Origin of the sequence: Mycobacterium hackensackense (assembly GCF_025822555.1) — a bacterium.
In the GTDB taxonomy this organism is placed as follows: Bacteria; Actinomycetota; Actinomycetes; order Mycobacteriales; family Mycobacteriaceae; genus Mycobacterium; species Mycobacterium fluoranthenivorans.
In genome coordinates this window covers 1-16,818 of sequence record NZ_JACKUC010000053.1, presented here as the reverse complement: position 1 = coordinate 16,818, position 16,818 = coordinate 1, and the positions used below count along the sequence as shown (strand labels likewise).

Annotated in this window: 16 protein-coding genes; 10 read left to right on the top strand and 6 right to left on the bottom strand. The window is 64.8% G+C overall.

The annotated features are described in order from the left end of the window. Positions 1-59 precede the first annotated feature (59 nt). Positions 60-833 carry a helix-turn-helix transcriptional regulator gene (locus H7J86_RS31930; protein ID WP_267295892.1) on the top strand — a complete coding sequence of 258 codons (774 nt, stop codon included), beginning with the start codon at positions 60-62 and terminating at the stop codon, positions 831-833. Positions 834-881: 48 nt separating this feature from the next. On the opposite strand, the gene H7J86_RS31925 is transcribed toward H7J86_RS31930, so the two are convergent. The 6 genes from H7J86_RS31925 to H7J86_RS31900 all read right to left on the bottom strand — a co-directional run bounded on the left by H7J86_RS31925 (position 882) and on the right by H7J86_RS31900 (position 4,514). Beyond that, positions 882-1,160, bottom strand: a complete 279-nt coding sequence (locus H7J86_RS31925; RefSeq protein WP_267295890.1) for a hypothetical protein — start codon at positions 1,158-1,160, stop codon at positions 882-884. 86 nt (positions 1,161-1,246) lie between these two features. Further along, a complete protein-coding gene (locus H7J86_RS31920; protein WP_267295888.1) occupies positions 1,247-1,516 on the bottom strand; it encodes a hypothetical protein in 270 nt (89 codons plus the stop codon). Between the two features lie 230 nt (positions 1,517-1,746). Next, on the bottom strand, positions 1,747-2,475 hold the full coding sequence (locus H7J86_RS31915; protein WP_267295885.1) for a hypothetical protein: 729 nt from the start codon (positions 2,473-2,475) through the stop codon (positions 1,747-1,749). Between the two features lies 1 nt (position 2,476). Then, on the bottom strand, positions 2,477-3,343 hold the full coding sequence (locus tag H7J86_RS31910; RefSeq protein ID WP_267295883.1) for an RAMP superfamily CRISPR-associated protein: 867 nt from the start codon (positions 3,341-3,343) through the stop codon (positions 2,477-2,479). Next, entirely contained in the window at positions 3,340-3,825 is a 486-nt protein-coding gene (locus H7J86_RS31905; RefSeq protein WP_267295881.1) for a hypothetical protein, read from the bottom strand. Before H7J86_RS31905 ends, H7J86_RS31910 begins: the two co-directional genes overlap by 4 nt. A gap of 5 nt (positions 3,826-3,830) precedes the next feature. Then, the gene (locus H7J86_RS31900; protein WP_267295879.1) at positions 3,831-4,514 is read right to left on the bottom strand and encodes a hypothetical protein; all 684 of its coding nucleotides are present in this window, start codon (positions 4,512-4,514) and stop codon (positions 3,831-3,833) included. Between the two features lie 203 nt (positions 4,515-4,717). Between H7J86_RS31900 and H7J86_RS31895 the strand changes: the two genes are divergently transcribed. The 9 genes from H7J86_RS31895 to H7J86_RS31855 all read left to right on the top strand — a co-directional run bounded on the left by H7J86_RS31895 (position 4,718) and on the right by H7J86_RS31855 (position 16,242). Beyond that, a complete protein-coding gene (locus H7J86_RS31895) occupies positions 4,718-5,602 on the top strand; it encodes a hypothetical protein (RefSeq protein WP_267295877.1) in 885 nt (294 codons plus the stop codon). A gap of 41 nt (positions 5,603-5,643) precedes the next feature. Further along, entirely contained in the window at positions 5,644-6,024 is a 381-nt protein-coding gene (locus H7J86_RS31890; RefSeq protein ID WP_372517363.1) for a hypothetical protein, read from the top strand. Beyond that, positions 6,021-6,863 carry a phosphoadenosine phosphosulfate reductase domain-containing protein gene (locus H7J86_RS31885; RefSeq protein ID WP_267295873.1) on the top strand — a complete coding sequence of 281 codons (843 nt, stop codon included), beginning with the start codon at positions 6,021-6,023 and terminating at the stop codon, positions 6,861-6,863. Before H7J86_RS31890 ends, H7J86_RS31885 begins: the two co-directional genes overlap by 4 nt. Positions 6,864-7,096: 233 nt before the next feature. Next, positions 7,097-7,933 (top strand): hypothetical protein, encoded by an 837-nt coding sequence (locus H7J86_RS31880; RefSeq protein ID WP_267295871.1) that lies wholly within the window; start codon positions 7,097-7,099, stop codon positions 7,931-7,933. Positions 7,934-8,316: 383 nt separating this feature from the next. Continuing rightward, positions 8,317-8,856 carry a hypothetical protein gene (locus H7J86_RS31875; protein ID WP_267295869.1) on the top strand — a complete coding sequence of 180 codons (540 nt, stop codon included), beginning with the start codon at positions 8,317-8,319 and terminating at the stop codon, positions 8,854-8,856. 247 nt (positions 8,857-9,103) lie between these two features. Continuing rightward, the gene (locus H7J86_RS31870) at positions 9,104-13,849 is read left to right on the top strand and encodes a helicase-like domain-containing protein (RefSeq protein ID WP_267295867.1); all 4,746 of its coding nucleotides are present in this window, start codon (positions 9,104-9,106) and stop codon (positions 13,847-13,849) included. Positions 13,850-14,161: 312 nt separating this feature from the next. Next, entirely contained in the window at positions 14,162-15,052 is an 891-nt protein-coding gene (locus H7J86_RS31865; protein ID WP_267295865.1) for an amidoligase enzyme, read from the top strand. Positions 15,053-15,371: 319 nt separating this feature from the next. Then, positions 15,372-15,896 carry a hypothetical protein gene (locus H7J86_RS31860; protein WP_267295863.1) on the top strand — a complete coding sequence of 175 codons (525 nt, stop codon included), beginning with the start codon at positions 15,372-15,374 and terminating at the stop codon, positions 15,894-15,896. 118 nt (positions 15,897-16,014) lie between these two features. Then, the gene (locus tag H7J86_RS31855; RefSeq protein ID WP_267295861.1) at positions 16,015-16,242 is read left to right on the top strand and encodes a hypothetical protein; all 228 of its coding nucleotides are present in this window, start codon (positions 16,015-16,017) and stop codon (positions 16,240-16,242) included. Positions 16,243-16,818: the final 576 nt, after the last annotated feature.

The following is a 16,818-nucleotide window of genomic DNA, read 5'->3' as shown; positions in this document are numbered from 1 at the left end:
CAGACCGCCACACCAGAGTCACATTCGAATTTACACTCGAATGTGTCACACTGGTTGGTGTGGAACGCTTCCTGTCAGTGACCGATATTGCCGACCTGCTGCAGGTGTCGGTCAACACGATCAACGGACGCATCCGAGCCGGCACCTTCCCCGCTCCAGACGCCATGATCGGTTCGCGCTACCAGGGGTGGAAGGCATCGACCATCGACAGCCTTTTGCCGCCACTCGCCCACCAGGCCCCTGACGGCGAACCTTATGAATTTGCCCATGGTGCAACGAGCTTGCGGCGTATTGCCGAGGAGGTGAGCGCGTACGCATACGGGTGGCACCACCTGCCAGGAGAGTCGAGGCGAACCGACCGCTTCGACGCCGAGAACCGGCTACACACGCTGGCGACCAAATGTGACCGCTGGGCACGGTCGCTCACCGTTGGCGGGGCCTGGCGCGCTCGCCTCGTCGCCGCCCTGGCCGAACCCTCGCCATCCAGGAGGAACACGTCAACCGGCGCCCTCGCCAAGCTGGGCGGTCACGCGGAGGGGACTGGCGACCGCGGAGGCACAAACACGCTGGAGACGCTAGAAATACCGGGGCTTGAAGTCGTCGCGGCCCTGCTGCCTCCCCTGGACCTCACCGTGGCCGCTGGTGCGGACGCCTATCGGCGACTAGCCGACGAACTTGAAGCCGTTTCCACTCGCCTCTGCGAGGCTTGCCGCGACCAGCAGGCGCGCGACAAGATCCGCACCGAAATACAGGGCATCGCGACGGTGCTGCGCACGTTGGCCGAATCCGCCATTGCCGCCGACGTGAGTTCCGCCGCCGGCTCGACGCTATAGAGCGATAGCGGAAGTAGTTGCGTCGAGCCCGATCTGAGGCAGCACAGCTTAGGCGCGGAATCGCAGGACGGTGTCGATGGGGATGCGGAGCGGATCGTCCTCGCCGTCGACCAGTACGGTCAGGATCTCGCCGTCTGCGGCGGTCAGGGTGCCGACGATAGACGTGGCGGGCTCGTTCGTCGTGATCGACACAGGGCCCCATTCGCTACCGTCGCTGAGAATGTCTATTGCTGTGGTGCTGACCGTGATGGCGAAGGTGCCCAGCCAACCGTTCCCAGAGGACGCGAGGTCGATGTCGTAGTGGTCGTTGCGTGGGTAATTCGGCATGGCTGTCTCTTTCACGGCGGGGTGAAGTGTGGTCCGGTTGCTCATACGGGATCGCGGGCTGGAGTTTTCGCGTGCGGCCCGCTGCTCTACAGCAGCTCCTGCAGCCATGTCTGGACGTCAAGTAGCCCCGGCGCCCCCTGAATGCGTACTTCGTCGCGGTTGTGAGGGTTCTTCACGACTGATGCAACGCCGCCCTGTGGTGTCCATTCGGCGAGGATCTGAGTCGAGAAGCGTTCGTAGGCGACTACCTCGTTGCCGTCTGGTCGTTGTCCACCGTGGAACTCTGAGCCGGGAGTGACTGTCCAACCGTTCTTTTCGGCGATTCTGTCGATTCGATGGCGATCATCGTCAGCCATAAGGGTGTAGCCGCTCCTTCGGTGGGCGAGGAGATGGCCGCACGGCGGGGGACGGCCTTCACTTGGCGACCGAGTATGTCCGGCAGCGCAACCCCCCTGTGTATCGACACGATCGGGAGGGGACTTTCTAACGACGGACGTGAGTGAGAACGATTGCGGGAATTGGGCCCTACTGCGGGGCGGGGTCCGTCACGGCCGACTGCGTGGTGATTGGTCGCCGGCACGCGGAGCTAGCGATGAGGTTGGTATGCCGGTGAGACGCGGGTGCTGGGATGCAGGTAGGGCGGCCGAATGGCGTGTGAGCCAGCAGGGCCGGTGCGGGTGTGGTGGTCGGTGAGGCAGCGCTGTGGGGCCGGTCGACCGAGGACGCCGGGTTCGTGTTCGTGGCCTGCCGACCAGCCGGTGACGTCGGGGGTTGAGGTGACTTCCCAGTGCGTCACGACGCCTTCTCCCACTCCGCGGTGTTTTCCGATTGCTGTCAGGTCGGCGAGTAGGTCGCGGATCTGGTCGGCTTCCCCGACGGCCCGCCAGGTCAGGGAGGTGGTGGGGGTGGCCATGACGGGTACGACCCGGCGTTGATAGCGGCCGATGCTGTCGTGAACTATTCCGCGGCCGATGGCCGGGCTGAGGTGTTGCAGGCGAGCTCGGTCGGTGCGGGAGAACCGCCAGCGGATGTCCGGTTCGGTGACGTCGTCGCGGCGCGGGTGAATGTCTGAGAACGTGGCCATCCAGTGCCAATCGGTGTCGGTGATGGGGTCGCCGCAGGTGGCGAGCGGTAAGGCGATGACGTCGGGGTCATCAGCGGGGGTGTAGGTGACATGCTCGCCTTCGGAGCGGGCGGCCCATTTGTGCCGATGCCATAGGACCGATGCCAGCAGGCCGTCCAGGGCGATGCCGTGCGGTCGGGACAGCACGATCCCGTGTGGCGTGGTCGCCGTGATCAGGAGGGGTTCGTGCACGTCAGCTGAGGCGGGTCAACGCGGCGATGGCGGCGTCACGGTCGTTAGCAAGCTGGCTGGCCCAGTCCACGGTGCCGCCGGGGAGGTTGCCGCGCAGTGCGGTGGCAGTGACGGTGGCGGTGACCTGACCGTGGCCCGCGGCGCTGCGGCCGCCGAGGTGGCCATGTGCAGCAAAGCTTGTCAGGACGTTGTCAAAGAACGCCGCTTGATACTCAGTGGCGTTGTCCAGCCGCGCCCAGGCCTGTAGGCGAGTCCCAGCGGGCAACGTCTCGACGGCGAACCTGCCAAGGGGACTGGTGTCAGCACTGTCCATGCGTGGCGGGTGGGCCGCGGTGGGTCGGTGATCTGGCAGATGGGTGAAGGACTCGTCGGCGACGCTGAATACTGCTGGCCGCAGAGGCGTCGAGTGCGGCGGCCTGGGCAGCAGGTGGGCTAGTTCGGCGACTTCGGGTAGCACCTTGCTCACGGTGAGTAGCCCGGACATGATGCGGTTGGATGCTGCCCCGCCGAAGACCGCGATTTGGGGAAGCAGGGTTTTGAGGTGGCGCTCCTCTTCGTCGTTGAGGGGGTGCGCCGATTTCGCGAGTCGACCGCCGTTGGTGAGTAGATGGGCGGCGGGGACAGGGAGGGCGATGTCCTCGTAGCCGAGGACGCCGGCGGTCAGGGCTTCTCCGATGCGTCGCAGGACTCCTCGGAAGCTGCTTCCGGAGATGAGAGGAACCTGCAGGATTTGGCCGTCAGGGCTGATGATCTTTTCGCGGCGAAAGAGCGTGAAGGTGTCACTGTCCTCTGCCGTGTAGTTTTCGCGGTGCACGATTGATGACTGGGCCACGATGTCAACGTCCCAGCGGATGGTCGATAGTGTCATGTCAGTTCGTCGGGGTCGGCGTCGACTGCGACTTCGGAGTCATTTTTGCGCTGTGCGGCAACGGCTTCGGCGATGATGCGGACTCGCAGGAGTAGTGCGGGCAGGCTGTCGCGTAACACGGTGATGACTGGTACGGGTGGTTCGCGAAGCAGGGTGGCGAGCTCGAGGCGGCGGTCACGGCGCCGCGGCGCAGGAGCGCCGAGTTGTCGAGAAACTTCCGACCACCAGCGATCCAGCGTGTCGGCGCGGTAGGCCGCGCGGCGGACGCGGCCGGGGAGCAGTTCGTCCCAGTAGGTTTTGCGGTGCTTGGGGTCGGCAACCCAGCTGGTTTCCCAGTCGATGCTGTAGTGCAGCAGCAGCAACAGCCGCTCAGCGGTGTCGGCCGCGCGGGCGGTAGAGCCGGCGTCGCCAGCCTCGTCAAGCAGCGAGGGAAGTTCAGGAACGGCGGCTCGCCACACCTGGGTGGGTGTCGGCGCCGTCATGAGCGTCACTGTAACGGCTGGTCGTCGTCGGCCCGAGGAGCCGCCGCGGTGCGGATGTCGGGTGGCGGAGCCGTGAGCAGGCGCGCGCAGGCCCACAGTGGGGGAATTCGCCGCCAAGGTTGAAGTTCGCTCCATGCGGCAAGGAGGGTTGACCATGTGTCTGGTGGGTGGCCCTGGAGGGCCTTAGCCGGCGGAGCGGGGTTGCTCAGTTCGCTCCAGGTGACGTCGAAGTCGAGACGCAGTGTCCGTATTGACTGCAGGCGTTTCGCTGCCGCGTCATCCCAGCGCACGACGAGTCCGTCGGTCGCCAGGTGTGCCCACTGGGCCGTGGGCAGGATATGTCGGCGTCGAGTGATGGGCACGACCGCGGACGCGGTGTCGATCAGTGCGCCGGCGGCGAGGAGCTCGGCGATGGGGGCCAGCGTGGAGTACTCGGTGACACCGGTGGCGGTGATGACCATGGCGGGTTGGGCAGTGGGCCGGCGGCTGTAGGCCCACGCGCACACCGCGCACAGTCGACGTGACCCATAGGGCCAGGCGTCGAAATCGGTGAATCGGTTGGAGATGATGCGCGAACTCGCGGTCGTCGGGCCGTCGGCGCCGCAGCGGCCACATCTGCCGGAGGCGGCGACCTGGATCCCAGGGCTGCCGGCAGCTCGCCAGGCCGTGGCTGCAGGATCGGTGAGCATCGTGGCTGCAAGACTACGACCGACGCAGCCGTAGGAGTGTCATAGACTTGGGAGCACGAAACGCGTGCAAGGGTTGGGTGAAGGCTTACCCAGGGGCGGCGTCGGGCGTGGTTGATCAGTTCGGGGTCGCCCCTCCTGCGTTTTCCACCCCATCACAGCTGTCAATGCACTGGCTATAACGTGCCGGCTCATACACTCCGGGGGTGGGGGCTAGATCGGCGCGACCCAACCGGGAACGGGTGGTCCTCGACATCGAGGGCGGAGCCATCACCGCACGTGACATCAAGGCCGCTCGTGAGGTCGCCGAATCGGCGATGAGCGACCGCGACTTCCGGCGGTTGGCCAATCGGATCATCGACGAGGCGCGTGATTCCGATAGGTCGCTCACCCGGCCGCGGCGTGATCGCGATCGCGCCTCGCCTCGAGACGCCAGCCACGTCGACTCCGACCGGCTACGCAAAGCCCTCCCTCCTCCGGTCGAGTTTCGGCGATCCGTCAGCGGTCGGCAGCGCAAAGTTCGATCCGCGGTAAAGAATCAGGTCCTGGCCGCCGCCCCCGAGTCACAGCGGGTCGCGGGGCGCGAGCTGCTCATCGATGAGGACGCCGGCAAGTGGAACCGGGTGAATGTCGCGTTGCATCGCGGTGCCGGCGACGTGCAGACCCTCGACGACGGTGACCGGGCGACGGTGCAGCGTCTCGACCGTCTCATTCAGTCCTATGAGCGCCGTAATGACCGGATGCACAAGGTGTACGTTGCCGTGAAGTTGCCCGACAACCAGCCCAACGTGATCAGAGTCGAGGACATGCCTCCCAATCTGCGGCCGGGAGCGGTGCTTGAGTTCGATCAGTTCACCCTGGCTCGACACGATCTGAGTGAGGCCCCGGGCCACGACAGCTATCGGTACGTGATGTTCGAGCTCGTGACCAGCAGGGGAATGTATCTCGGCCAGTCCGAGAGTGGCATGGACACCACGCACGTGCTGCCTCGGGGCACATCGTATGAGGTGGTGTCGGCGGAGTTCGTGACGTACCAGACTCGGCCGCGGGGATACGGTGAGCGCCTCGTCGTGCAACTGAGGGAGCGGTGATGGCGGCGAAAAAGTGGGTAGTGCACCCAAACCGTTCACAGATGGGTGTCGACGAACCCGGCCGCAATGGCCACTACCGCCCCGCGCCACGCCGCCGGCGGCCGGTGACCGAGTCGACGTGCACTGCCCGAGTGGTGTTGCCGCGTCGACTCCGTCCACTTGCCGACCCGGATGGTTCCCTGACCTTCGGTGGGCAGGACTGGTGGTTCGTCGTCGGATCCGCCCGGGCATTCGCCCGCGCCTACACCAACATTGAGGTCCCGCCGCCTTTCGGCTTCAAGGACCGTGGTCGGTGGTGGTGGTGGGATGACACCACCACCGAGGTATCGATCCTTGAAGGACCAGAAGCTGTTGGCTACGTCGAGGCGTATCTGAAGCGGCTCTTCCCTCGCCGCTCGATCACATTGGTCGATCGCCGGTGACGGCGTCCCAGCCGGGGCTGGATCTCCAGCAGTTGAGGGCGATCGCCGGCCGGCGCCGCGCGGCCACGGTGGTTCCGCGCCTGCTGGACCGCGTCGCCGAACACCTCGACAGTCACGACGGCTACGTCTCATGGAGCGGAGGCAAGGACTCCACTGTCGTCGTCGAGTTGGCGCGCCGGGTCGACCCGCACGTGCCGGTGGTGTTCTTCGACAGCGGCTTGCAGTTTCCCGAGACCTATCAGTACCTCGAAGACCGGGCCCGGCAGTGGCGCCTGAACTACCACGTGATCGCTGCAGAACCAGATCTTCTGACCGTCCTGATCGCCCTCGGCGGGTTTGACCATGACGCCCCGGACCGTCGCCTCGGCGGTGTTGAGCTCGCCGACTTGATGATCAAAGAGCCTGCGGCGCAGGCTCATCGGCTGCACGGGCCCGGCGCACTCTGGGGTGTGCGCGCCGAGGAATCCTCGGGGCGGCGCGCCCTGTATCGGCAGCAGTTGGCGGCCCGCAGCGCCCGCCATCCTGACCTCGGGCGCGAGGCGGCCCGCAGGTCGTTGGGCGGGGTCGTCGAACGCGCCGATGGCACCGTGACCTATGGGCCGATCTGGGACTGGCAGCGCTCCCAGGTGTTCGGGTACCTCGCCGCCCGTGGCGTCGAACCCAACCCGCTCTACCGCAAATTCGCCAGCCTCGGGATGCCTGACGCACAGATCCGGGTCGACTCCATCATTGACGCATCAAAACTGTCCAACGGCCACGTCGCATGGCTGCAGAAAGGGTGGCCAGACCTCTTCGGTCGACTTGCTACGGCGCTACCCCGGCTTCGGGAATACACGTGATGAGGGCGGGGCGCTGATAGACTGGAACGCACGCGCGGAAATGCTCGGAGCCGCTAGCTTCGAGCAAACCAAGCAGTGCGGGCCCACCACACCCGGCGGGCCCGAAACTCCACGAAAGGGAGATGCCTGCCATGAGCGTCGGACTTCTACGACGAGACAGCGGTGCCAACCACCCGAGGGTGATGCAGTGCCCGCACCGGTCATCCCCCAGGCGCCCTCAGTACGGTGAAGCTGTGAACAACGACGATGCCATCGTGACGGCAGCCCTCGCGGCAGAGCTGGGCGACTCCGTTGTGGAACAGCTCGTCAACAAGTGGTACAGCGGTGCGGACCTAGTGGCTGCACGCGCCGCAGTAGGGCTGTCCATCCATGAGCTGACTTCGGTCCTGCGTGTCGATCTCGCCAACTACACGGCACGCGAGACCGGTACTAAGGATGTGCAACAGCACCTAGTCGGAGAACTCATCGCGATGAGCGCCTTCGTCGCAGATCTAGCTGGCCGGCTGGCCGCCGTGGTACCTGATGACGGAGACGTGGTCCTCGATGCGGTCATCGACCAAGCCGCTTTCGAGACAGCCTTTCCCAGGGCCAAGACGCGCCGTGATGGGGTCAGTTATCCAATGGCCCTGCAACACAACGCCATTGGCAGGGTATGCGGCGAGCTGCAGCGGCAGGGCCGCAATGTCGAGGTTCGCCGAGGTGAACGACGCGCCGATCTGCTGGTTCTTCGACGTGCGGTGGGGTTGGCCAGGAAGGAAGCGGCGGCCCTGTTCGGCCTCAACGAGAAGACCTACCTCGAAGGCGAGCAAGGAAAGAAGCCCCTCAGCCGCGTGCTCGCAGAGCTACATGCCGTTGAGGACTTCATCGACGTCGAGGCCGCGAACATCCGCGTCCTCGACGTCGGGAACATCAAGGCGGTGCTGATGGCCGGCGTGGAAGTTCGACACGTCGAGACCGCGGTCACCCTGCGCGATCAGCGGCCCTACCCGCTCGGCGTCCACTACGCCGCGGTCGGCCGGGCCGCGCAAGGACTGCGAGACGCCGGATACGACGTCCGCGTTGTCGCCTAGTCCGAAGCCTGCCTTCACCCCACCCTGCTCGGTGCAGGGTGGGGTGAAGGCTTTAGGGGGATGGAAAGGAGGCCGCCGGCTCCTCATCATCATCATCATCATCTGTTTGGTCGCGGCAGCGGCCGCGCACCACAACTGTTGATGTCGTGGTGGTGGTGGAATGACGGCGGCGCCGGTGCAGGTTTGGGCGCCTCGACAGACGCAGAAGCGACGACGAGCGCGAGCATGTATGTCGGTGTCGCCAAGTAGAATTGAGATCGAGAGTCAACCGTACCGGCAGACTCCGAACACCCATTGAAAGGGGTGCTTTCTCTATGTCACAGGCCAAGGTTAAGCAATCGGACGCGACGTCCGCGGAGCGGTGTTCGCGGGTGGTGGAGCGCATGTCCATTCCCGCGGGTTTGGTGACTCGCACGATGGTGTTGGTACGTCCGGTGGAGGGGCACGTATCGGTGCAGGATGCCCGAACGGATCTAGCAGTGGTGGCGCTTCAATGGGGGGACATCTTCATGCGGTTCACTTCGGCCGCGCAGGTGTCGGCGGTGTTGGCGGCGTTCGGGGCGGTCCGGGAGGCATTGCGGGGGGCGGCAGGAAGTGCGACGTTGAAGGCCGTCGGCGCCGATGAGTGGCCGGGTGTGTCGGTGGTGTCGGTGACGTGGACCAGGCCGCCCGAGTGGTCGGTGGTGAATCAGTCCAGATATGACCAGCGGCGTCGCTGCACGGTGCACTGGGTGGACGTGCACATGGGGCCGGTGCAGTGGCGGGTGGTGGATTGGGCGGGGTATGAGGCGGCGTTGACGTTGCTGCGCAACGTGCACCGTACGGCGGTGGCCGTATTTCCGGATGGAGCCAAGTTCCGCTCCGATCCGTCGAAGGTGGACGCCTTTACCGAGTCGGCGGTGGCCGCCTCGGTATCGGCGTGAAAGGGGACGCCGCCTCCCCCAGGGTGGTGTGCGGCGTCCCCACCCTGCTCGGTGCAGGGTGGGGTGCAGGCTACTGATGCCAAAAAGCCAGAGTCAGACAGACAGGAGAGAGTGGGAGAGGGATTGCGCCGCAGCGGTATTGGTATGCCCGGATCCCCTGATCTGTCGGGCGTCTCGGGTAGAATCATTCGAGTAGGGCCAACCACTCCCGGCAGGCCCCGGTATCCCAGTGAAAGGGGATCCATTCGTGTTGACGATCAATTCTGCTGCCGAGTCGGCTTCAACTGAGCAGCGTTCAGTACCGCCTGCCCAACGTGCCATCGACGCGGTACGTACCGTCATGGCTCTCGGGTCTACACCCGCCGACGAGCGACAGCGCCAAGCGTTGGCCGGCTTCCCCGGTTGGGGACCCCTGGCCAAGGTGTTCGATCCTCGCCCTGACGGAGTGTGGGCGGATCTCGCTGACGAACTAGAGGACCTGATCGGCGACCTGATGGGGCAGGCGGCGCGCGTCGTGGACACGTCATTCTTCACCCCTCCAGCGTTGGTTGGACACGTCTACGAACTGCTGCGGGCTGCAGGATTTACGGGCGGGTCAGTCCTGGACCTCGGTTGCGGGGCAGGTGCGTTCCTGCATCAAGCCCCGCCCGATCTGGTGTCGTCGATGACCGGTGTCGAGGTCGACCCGATATCAGCGCGGATTGCGGCGGCGTTAGCGCCGCAGGCGAACATCATCGCCGGTGATCTGCGGGAGGTCACGCTGCAGTCCGGGCGGTATGACGCGGCAGTCGGCAACGTGCCGTTTTCGGCGGCCCGCGTCCATGATGGCGCTTTTGACTTCTGGGGGCCATTGCATGAGTACTTCGTGCTGCGTGCGCTGGCGGCGGTTCGCCCCGGCGGCTACGCCGTGTTGGTGACCTCGCGTCACACCCTCGACGCCGGCGAGGGCTTAGCGGCATCAGTCCGCGAGCGGGCAGACCTGATCGCCGCGGTGCGGTTGCCTTCCGGCTACTTCGCAGCCTCGGGTACCGCCGTAGTTGCCGACGTACTGGTGTTGCGTGTCCGCGAGGATGACGCGACTCCCGCGGGGTGGCTGCCGGTTCGGGGTGGGGAGTCGACCGTGATGTCTGCGACCGTTAAAGGCCGGCACTGCCAGGAACGGGTAAGCGGATTCTGGTCAGAGCATCCGGAGCTCGTAGCAGGGGTAATGCGGCTGACGGGTTTCGACCGCCTGCCACTGGCGGTTGACGCGGAGGATCAGGACACAGCCGTAGCGGCTGCGTTCGCGAGCGTGACGCCGCTGCTGGTCCCCTACGCGGACGCCGGGACGCTCCCGGAGGAGTGGGCCGACGTCCGATTGATCGACGATTGTGGGCGCAAAGAGGGATCGCTGCACATCGTGGACGGGCGCGTGGTGCGCGTCATCGATGGCGAGTTGTCGGAGATCGCGCGTCCGAGTGCGGAGTTGCGGGCGTTGATCGGGCTACGCGACGCTGCGGTGGCGCTGGTGGAGGCGGAGTCAGATTGGGACCGGCCCGACGCTGAAATCGAACCACTGCGGGTGCAGTGCCGGGAGCTCTACGACGCCTACACGGCGCGCTGGGGTGTGCTCAACCGCGGGGCGAGCACGGAAGGGAAGCCGGACCCCGAGACGGGGTTGCCCCGGCTCGGGTGGCGGGTGGCTCCGCTTGGCGGCTTTCGGTCCGATCCGGACGCCCCTTTGGTGCTGGCGCTGGAAACTTTCGACCAAGACACCGGAGAGGCCGCAGCGGCGCCCATCCTGTCTCGCCGAGTCAACAAGCGTCCCCGCCCGGCCGAGTGTGCGGGCTCTGCGGGTGAGGCGTTGGCGATCTGCCTCGGCGAAGGCCGCGGGTTGGACCTCGAACGGGTAGCGCAGTTGTGCGGCTTAGGCGACGCGCAGGCCGCATTCGAGGCTCTGGGGGATCTCGTGTACCGCGATCCCGCCGCCGATGGGCGGGCCGTCAACGCCCGTGACTATCTCAGCGGCAACGTCCGTGACAAGCTGCGGGAGGCTCTGGCCGGTGCGGCGATCGATGCGACATATGAACGCAATGTCGCGGCGCTGCAGGCGGTGCTACCGCCATGGCTGGGGCGCGAGGAGATTCGGATCGAACTCGGATCACCGTGGGTGAGTGCCTCGGATGTCAGCAACTTCTGTGCGGAGGTGTTCGGCGCGCGGGCGCGCGTCGAACACATCGCTCCGCTGGCGGCGTGGGAGGTTGCCGGCGGTGCGCGGCGAAGCATCTCCGCCGACGCGCAGATCGCCTACTGCACAAGCCGATTCGATGCCTTTGAGTTGCTGCAGATCGGACTCAACGGCGCGGCGCCAGTCGTGTGGGATGACGTTTACGACCCGGAATCCCGCTCTTACCGCAAGGTACGGAATGCCGATGCCACCGAGGCCGCCGAACAGAAACTCGCCGCCATTGGCGAGCGATTCTCCCTCTGGGTGTGGGAGGACCAAGCCCGCGAACGTCGAATCGTGGAACGCTACAACCACACCATGAACGCGCGGGTGTTGCGCCAGCACGACGGGAGCCACCTGACGTTCCCTGGGCTGGCCGACGGTCTCGACCTATGGCCGTGGCAGGCCGATTTCGTCGACCGGGCAGTCAGTACGCCCGCCGCGTTCTGCGCACACGAGGTCGGGCTTGGAAAGACCTTGACTGCAATAGGTTTGGCGATGACGCTGCGGCAATTCGGGTTGGCAAACCGGGTCGGGTACATCGTCCCGCAGCACCTCATAGAGCAAGCGACACGGCAGTGCTACCAGGCCTGGCCCTCGGGGCGGTTTCTGATCGTCACTCGGGCTGACTTGCACGGCGATGCGCGGCGCCGTTTCGTTGCCCGATGCGCAACTGGGGATTGGGATCTGGTCATCATGACCCATGAGACATTCTCGTCGATTCCGGTACCGGCTACGGTGGAGCTGGCCTGTTTGGAGGATCAATTGGGCGAGCTCGAAAGCTACACCCGTAGTGTCGGTTACGGCAGTGGTAAGCGGATCGCCGCGGCGGTGCGCTCTTTGAAGGGCCGTATCGATCGGCTGCGCGAGTCGTTCAACGACGCCAACGCCATCAACTTCGCGCACCTGGGCTTGGATTACGTCATCGTCGATGAAGCGGACAAATTCCGTCGACTGCCCGTGGCAACTCGAGCCGATGGGTTCAGCTTAGGTTCCTCGAAGCGAGCGCTTGATCTGTTCCTGAAGATTTCGCTGCTCCGGCGCGCCAATCCGCAGCGACCTCATGCCTGCCTGATGACCGGAACTCCGTTCACCAACACGTTGGCCGAGGGCTTCGTCTGGCAAAGCATGCTAACGCCAGATCGACTGTCGGACACCGGATTAGCTCACTTCGACGCCTGGGCAGCGCAATTCGTGCGATACGAAGTGCTGATTGAAACCAGCCCCGACGGTTCGGGATTCCGGTCGAAGCGGCGCCCGTCTGTGATCCAGAACGTACCCGAGATGCGAACGATGCTCTCGGAGTTCATGTCGATGGTGCGCGCTGAGAGTGTCGGGCTGAGCCGTCCCGAGGCTATCCGTCACACCGAAGTCAGCGAGCCGACAGCCGGACAGCGCGTGTTCATGGCGGAGCTGGTTCGCCGCGCTGACGCGCTGCGTACGGGCCGTACGCAGCCGGGCGGGGACAACATGCTGGTGGTGTGCGGGGACGGCCGTAAGGTGGCGCTGGACCCCAACCTGGTCGGTATCAACGAGGCCGCGCCGAAGTTGGCCCAAGTGGCCGAGAGGGTGGCCGAGGTTTACCACCAGAATGTCGACCGTCTGTATACGGGTTCGGAGACGCCAGGGTCCTTTCAGTTGGTGCTCTGCGACCTCGGAACCCCCAAGCCGGGCGATTCGAGCAGCTACGGCCGGCTGCGGGCGGCCATGATCGTTGCGGGGGTGCCGGCAGACAAAATCCGTTTCGTGCACGAGGCCACCACCCCCAAGGCGCGTGAAGGGCTGTTCGCCGCATGCCGTGACGGGCGAGTCGCGGTGCTGATCGGTTCGACGTCGAAAGTCGGCATCGGCACCAACATTCAATCGCGACTGGCGGCGTTGTTCCACGTCGACCCGACGTGGACCGCCGCGGCGTGGGAGCAACGCAACGGCAGGGCCATCCGCAACGGCAATCAGAACGATGTCGTCGACATCTTTAGTTTCGTGTCGCGGGGGACCTTTGACGCCTATATGTTCGGCACCGTCGAACGGAAGTCGCGTGGGTTCGAGCAGCTGTATCGCGTCGATGGGCAAGCCCGGGAGATCGAGGACGTCGGTGGGGACGGAACGCTGACGTTCGCCGAGCTGAAAGCCGCCGCCGCCGGCAATGATCTGCTGCGCCGCCAGCACAAATTGGCGCGCCGTGTGCGGACCCTGCGACTGGGCCACGTCACGGTCACGCAGAATGTCCGGACCTTGCTCACCCAGGCAGCCAGTGCGGAGGCGTCCGCAACGGCCGCTGAGCGGCGCCTAGCGGCCCTCGACGACTTCGCCAAGTACCTCCCCAGTCTCGGGGAGGTCGACGCGGCGCAGATCGCCGAAGAGGCGTGCTCAGAACGCGCGTCGCTCGGCTGGTCGGCCGCGCGGGGGGAGTGGCGACACGATCGGGTGTCAGTGCGCATCGTCGACACCGATCCCGGCCAACGCCTTGAACTGCTGTTCGACTACCGCACCCTGTGGAGCGAAGCGCTGCCGGGCAAGGTGCGACGCCGGGGAGCAGCGGCGGTCGCCGGGTGGGTCTCGGGGTGGGTGGCTGCATGGACCGGCGGCCTAGACGCCGAGCGCGCCGACACCGAGGCCAGCATGGCGCAATGGCAACAGCGCGCCCAGGACGCGCGGACCACCGCCGAGGACGTCGACCTATCCGAACCCGCCGACCTGCTGGCAGCGCGAGCCGAGCTCGCAGAAGTCGACGCCGCGATCGCCGAGACCGTGCGCACCGACACGGGCGGCGCCGCGGCCGCCTAGCCGCGACCACCGCCGGGTCGGCGTCGGTCCCCTCAATCGTCTGCTCACTTGGGTAGGAGACGGGGCCGGCGCCGGCCGGCGGTCCTCGCAACCCCGTCGTGCGAGGGAGTGAATCGAGCACACCACGCGCCAGCACAAGAACGCCACCCCACCCTGCTCGGTGCAGGGTGGGGTGCAGGCTATTTGCGGTGAAAAGCCCCAGGAGACAGCTGTTTTCGGCATTCACTTGTCGTTGGTAGTTGATAGAATTAATAGCGAGGGTCAACCATTCCCGGCAGACCCCGACCACCCATTGAGAGGGGTGCATTTCTTATGCCATCAACGCTCACTGAGACCGATTTACGGTACTGCGAATCCTGCGGTGACGAATTCGATTACGAGCAGTACGGCTGGTCGTGCGACGACTGCTCGGCTGTGTTCTGCGACGACTGTTCATCGTGCGGGTGCTCTGAAGGATCTGACGACGTCCGCCCTTACGACTATCGGCCGTCGTCGTTTAGGCCCAAGGGTAATTATCCCGGTGAAGTGCTGTTCGGCGTCGAACTCGAAGTAGGTGGCCGAGAGTCGCGAATCGTCGACGTGGTCCAGACCTACGATGCGTGCGAGGACCACCTGTACATGAAGCACGACGGGTCAATCGAGGGTGTCGAGATCGTGACGCATCCTATGACGCTGGCGTGGGCGCGTCAGTACCCGTTTGAGAACCTGCTGGCCGGTCTTAGAGCACAAGGATGCGACGTCGGAGACGAATACGGACTACACATTCACGTGTCCCGCAACGCATTTCGGCGGAATGGCAGGCAGTCGTGTGCCCACCAAATGCTGTGGCTGCTATTCATGTATCGCAACGTAACCGAACTGACTGCCCTGGCTCGACGCGAGTCCGACCAGTGGGCGTCATTCGCCGCGCCAGTTCCGGGCGAGTTGGCGCGCAAGGCAACCAGCGTGGACGACGGAGACCGATACGTGGCCGTCAATTGCCGGAATGAGAAGACATTCGAATTGCGGTTCTTCGCAGCGACTCTGAACGCACGAGAATTCCTTGCTGCGCTGGAATTCGCCGACGCGAGCGTGCAATACACGCAAGCCCTGCGCATCAATGACGTTCTGGCCAGCAATGCCCTGACATGGAGCCATTTCGCTCAGTGGGTTGAAACGCGGAATTATCCGAACCTATCGGCGGAAATCGAATTCACATTCTGAATTCATGCGCTAGCGCGAATTTCGTAAATTCACTCTTACGTCGAGTCTTTCGGGACAAAAAGGAACATCAAAAATGTGCATTCTAAGTCTTTTACCTCCGGGGGTTGCTGTCGACGCAGACAGCCTATGGAACGGGGGAATTAGCAACCCCGACGGTCACGGGTGGGCCATCGTAGAACGCGGGAAGATCGTCACCGGCAAGTCGTTGGACCTGGCAGAAGCGCTGGACTCGTTCGTAGCGGCCCGCGAACGGTACCGGGCAGGCCCAGCGCTGTTTCACAGTCGGTGGGCCACCCACGGCAGCGTCAACCTCCAAAACGTGCACCCCTTCGCCGTGGGCGGCTCGGAGATGACCGTCGTGGCGCACAACGGCATCCTGCCCGCAGAGGCGCACCCGGCGGCGGGAGATGACAGGTCGGACACGCGCAAGTTCGCCGACGAAATTCTGCCGACGCGCTTCCGCCGCCTTGATCGCCGCCGCGCCCACGATGCCCTGTCCCGCTGGTGCGGGACCGGCAACAAGCTGGTGATCCTGACCGTCGACCCGCGCTATCAGCGCAACTCTTATCTGATCAATGAGGGTTCGGGCCGGTGGGATGCCGGTACCGGGATCTGGCACAGCAACGAGGACTTCCTTAGGGGTGCGATTCCAGTCGGGTCGACGTTGGGTAGCGGCGGTGTGGCGGGTGGTCATTGTGGTCTGTGTTGGTGGGGTGAGGTCGATGAACAGGGTTACTGCGTTCAGTGCCGTTCGTGCAGTGATTGTTATGAGCACATTCGTGACTGCCAGTGTTGGAACCGTGAGGCGATGCGGTGTGAGCGCTGGGGCGAGTTGGTGCTGTGACGCGTGCTGCCCGGGGGCGTGACCCTCTGGTGTGGGTTGTCGGTACCCCCGGTGTGTCAGACCGGGGGTACCGACGGCCACGGCTGGTGTACCCCGTAATTGGAGAGGGGAGCTCGATATGAAGATCTGGCTCGAAGTATCTGAAACTGTGAACTACACGGCAGAGTTTGAAGTGCCCGATGACTGGGAGTTCGGTTTTTCCGAGGATGAGCAAGAGGTGACGGACTACGGCAACCGGGGAGAAGAACTTTGGTGTCAGGAGGACAATTCTGACCGCATCCTCTTTCAGTATGTCGATGAGCGCTCGGTCAGTTACCGGGTAATCGAGGGTGGACCGGTGGTGTAAATGCTGCGTTGTGTTGTTGATGGTTTTAGGGCGTAGCCCGTGGGTGGCGGTGGGTTGGTTGGTGGGGTGTGTGTCATGGTGGTTGGGGGGAGGGGCCGGCGTGAGCCGGCGTCCGGTTTGGTGAGTGTGGATCGGTGATGCTTCCAGCAAACACTGATAGGATGTAGTCATGAGTGAGGGTATGGGCGCGGCGCAGCCGGCGCACGGTGCTGTTCTCGTAACACATTGCAATACAATAGGTTTGACTGTGAGCGCACGGCGGAGCCGTGAGCGGTCGCAAGTATCGAAAACCGGTACAGTTCAATATAATTCAGGTATGGCACATTGGGCGGAGCCCAATACCCGTATTGACCACTCGAAAACTGTTGCAGTACAACATAACTAGAGTCAATCGAGGTCCGCCGCAGGCGGCCGTTCCGACCGCCGGGCGCAGCCCGGCCCCAGCTCCCGGCGAAGCCGGGCGCGGGGGCTGTTGCAGTACAACATAACTAGAGTCAATCGAGGTCCGCCGCAGGCGGCCGTTCCGACCGCCGGGCGCAGCCCGGCCCCAGCTCCCGGCGAAGCCGGGCGCGGGGG

What these genes read in the sequence shown, in the direction of transcription:
- H7J86_RS31925 (WP_267295890.1), bottom strand. Translation starts at nt 1,160, where the DNA reads ATGCCGAATTACCCACGCAACGACCACTACGACATCGACCTCGCGTCC.
- H7J86_RS31920 (WP_267295888.1), bottom strand. Translation starts at nt 1,516, where the DNA reads ATGGCTGACGATGATCGCCATCGAATCGACAGAATCGCCGAAAAGAAC.
- H7J86_RS31910 (WP_267295883.1), bottom strand. Translation starts at nt 3,343, where the DNA reads ATGACACTATCGACCATCCGCTGGGACGTTGACATCGTGGCCCAGTCA.
- H7J86_RS31905 (WP_267295881.1), bottom strand. Translation starts at nt 3,825, where the DNA reads ATGACGGCGCCGACACCCACCCAGGTGTGGCGAGCCGCCGTTCCTGAA.
- H7J86_RS31900 (WP_267295879.1), bottom strand. Translation starts at nt 4,514, where the DNA reads ATGCTCACCGATCCTGCAGCCACGGCCTGGCGAGCTGCCGGCAGCCCT.
- H7J86_RS31890 (WP_372517363.1), top strand. Translation starts at nt 5,644, where the DNA reads ATGGGTGTCGACGAACCCGGCCGCAATGGCCACTACCGCCCCGCGCCA.
- H7J86_RS31875 (WP_267295869.1), top strand. Translation starts at nt 8,317, where the DNA reads ATGTCCATTCCCGCGGGTTTGGTGACTCGCACGATGGTGTTGGTACGT.
- H7J86_RS31865 (WP_267295865.1), top strand. Translation starts at nt 14,162, where the DNA reads ATGCCATCAACGCTCACTGAGACCGATTTACGGTACTGCGAATCCTGC.
- H7J86_RS31855 (WP_267295861.1), top strand. Translation starts at nt 16,015, where the DNA reads ATGAAGATCTGGCTCGAAGTATCTGAAACTGTGAACTACACGGCAGAG.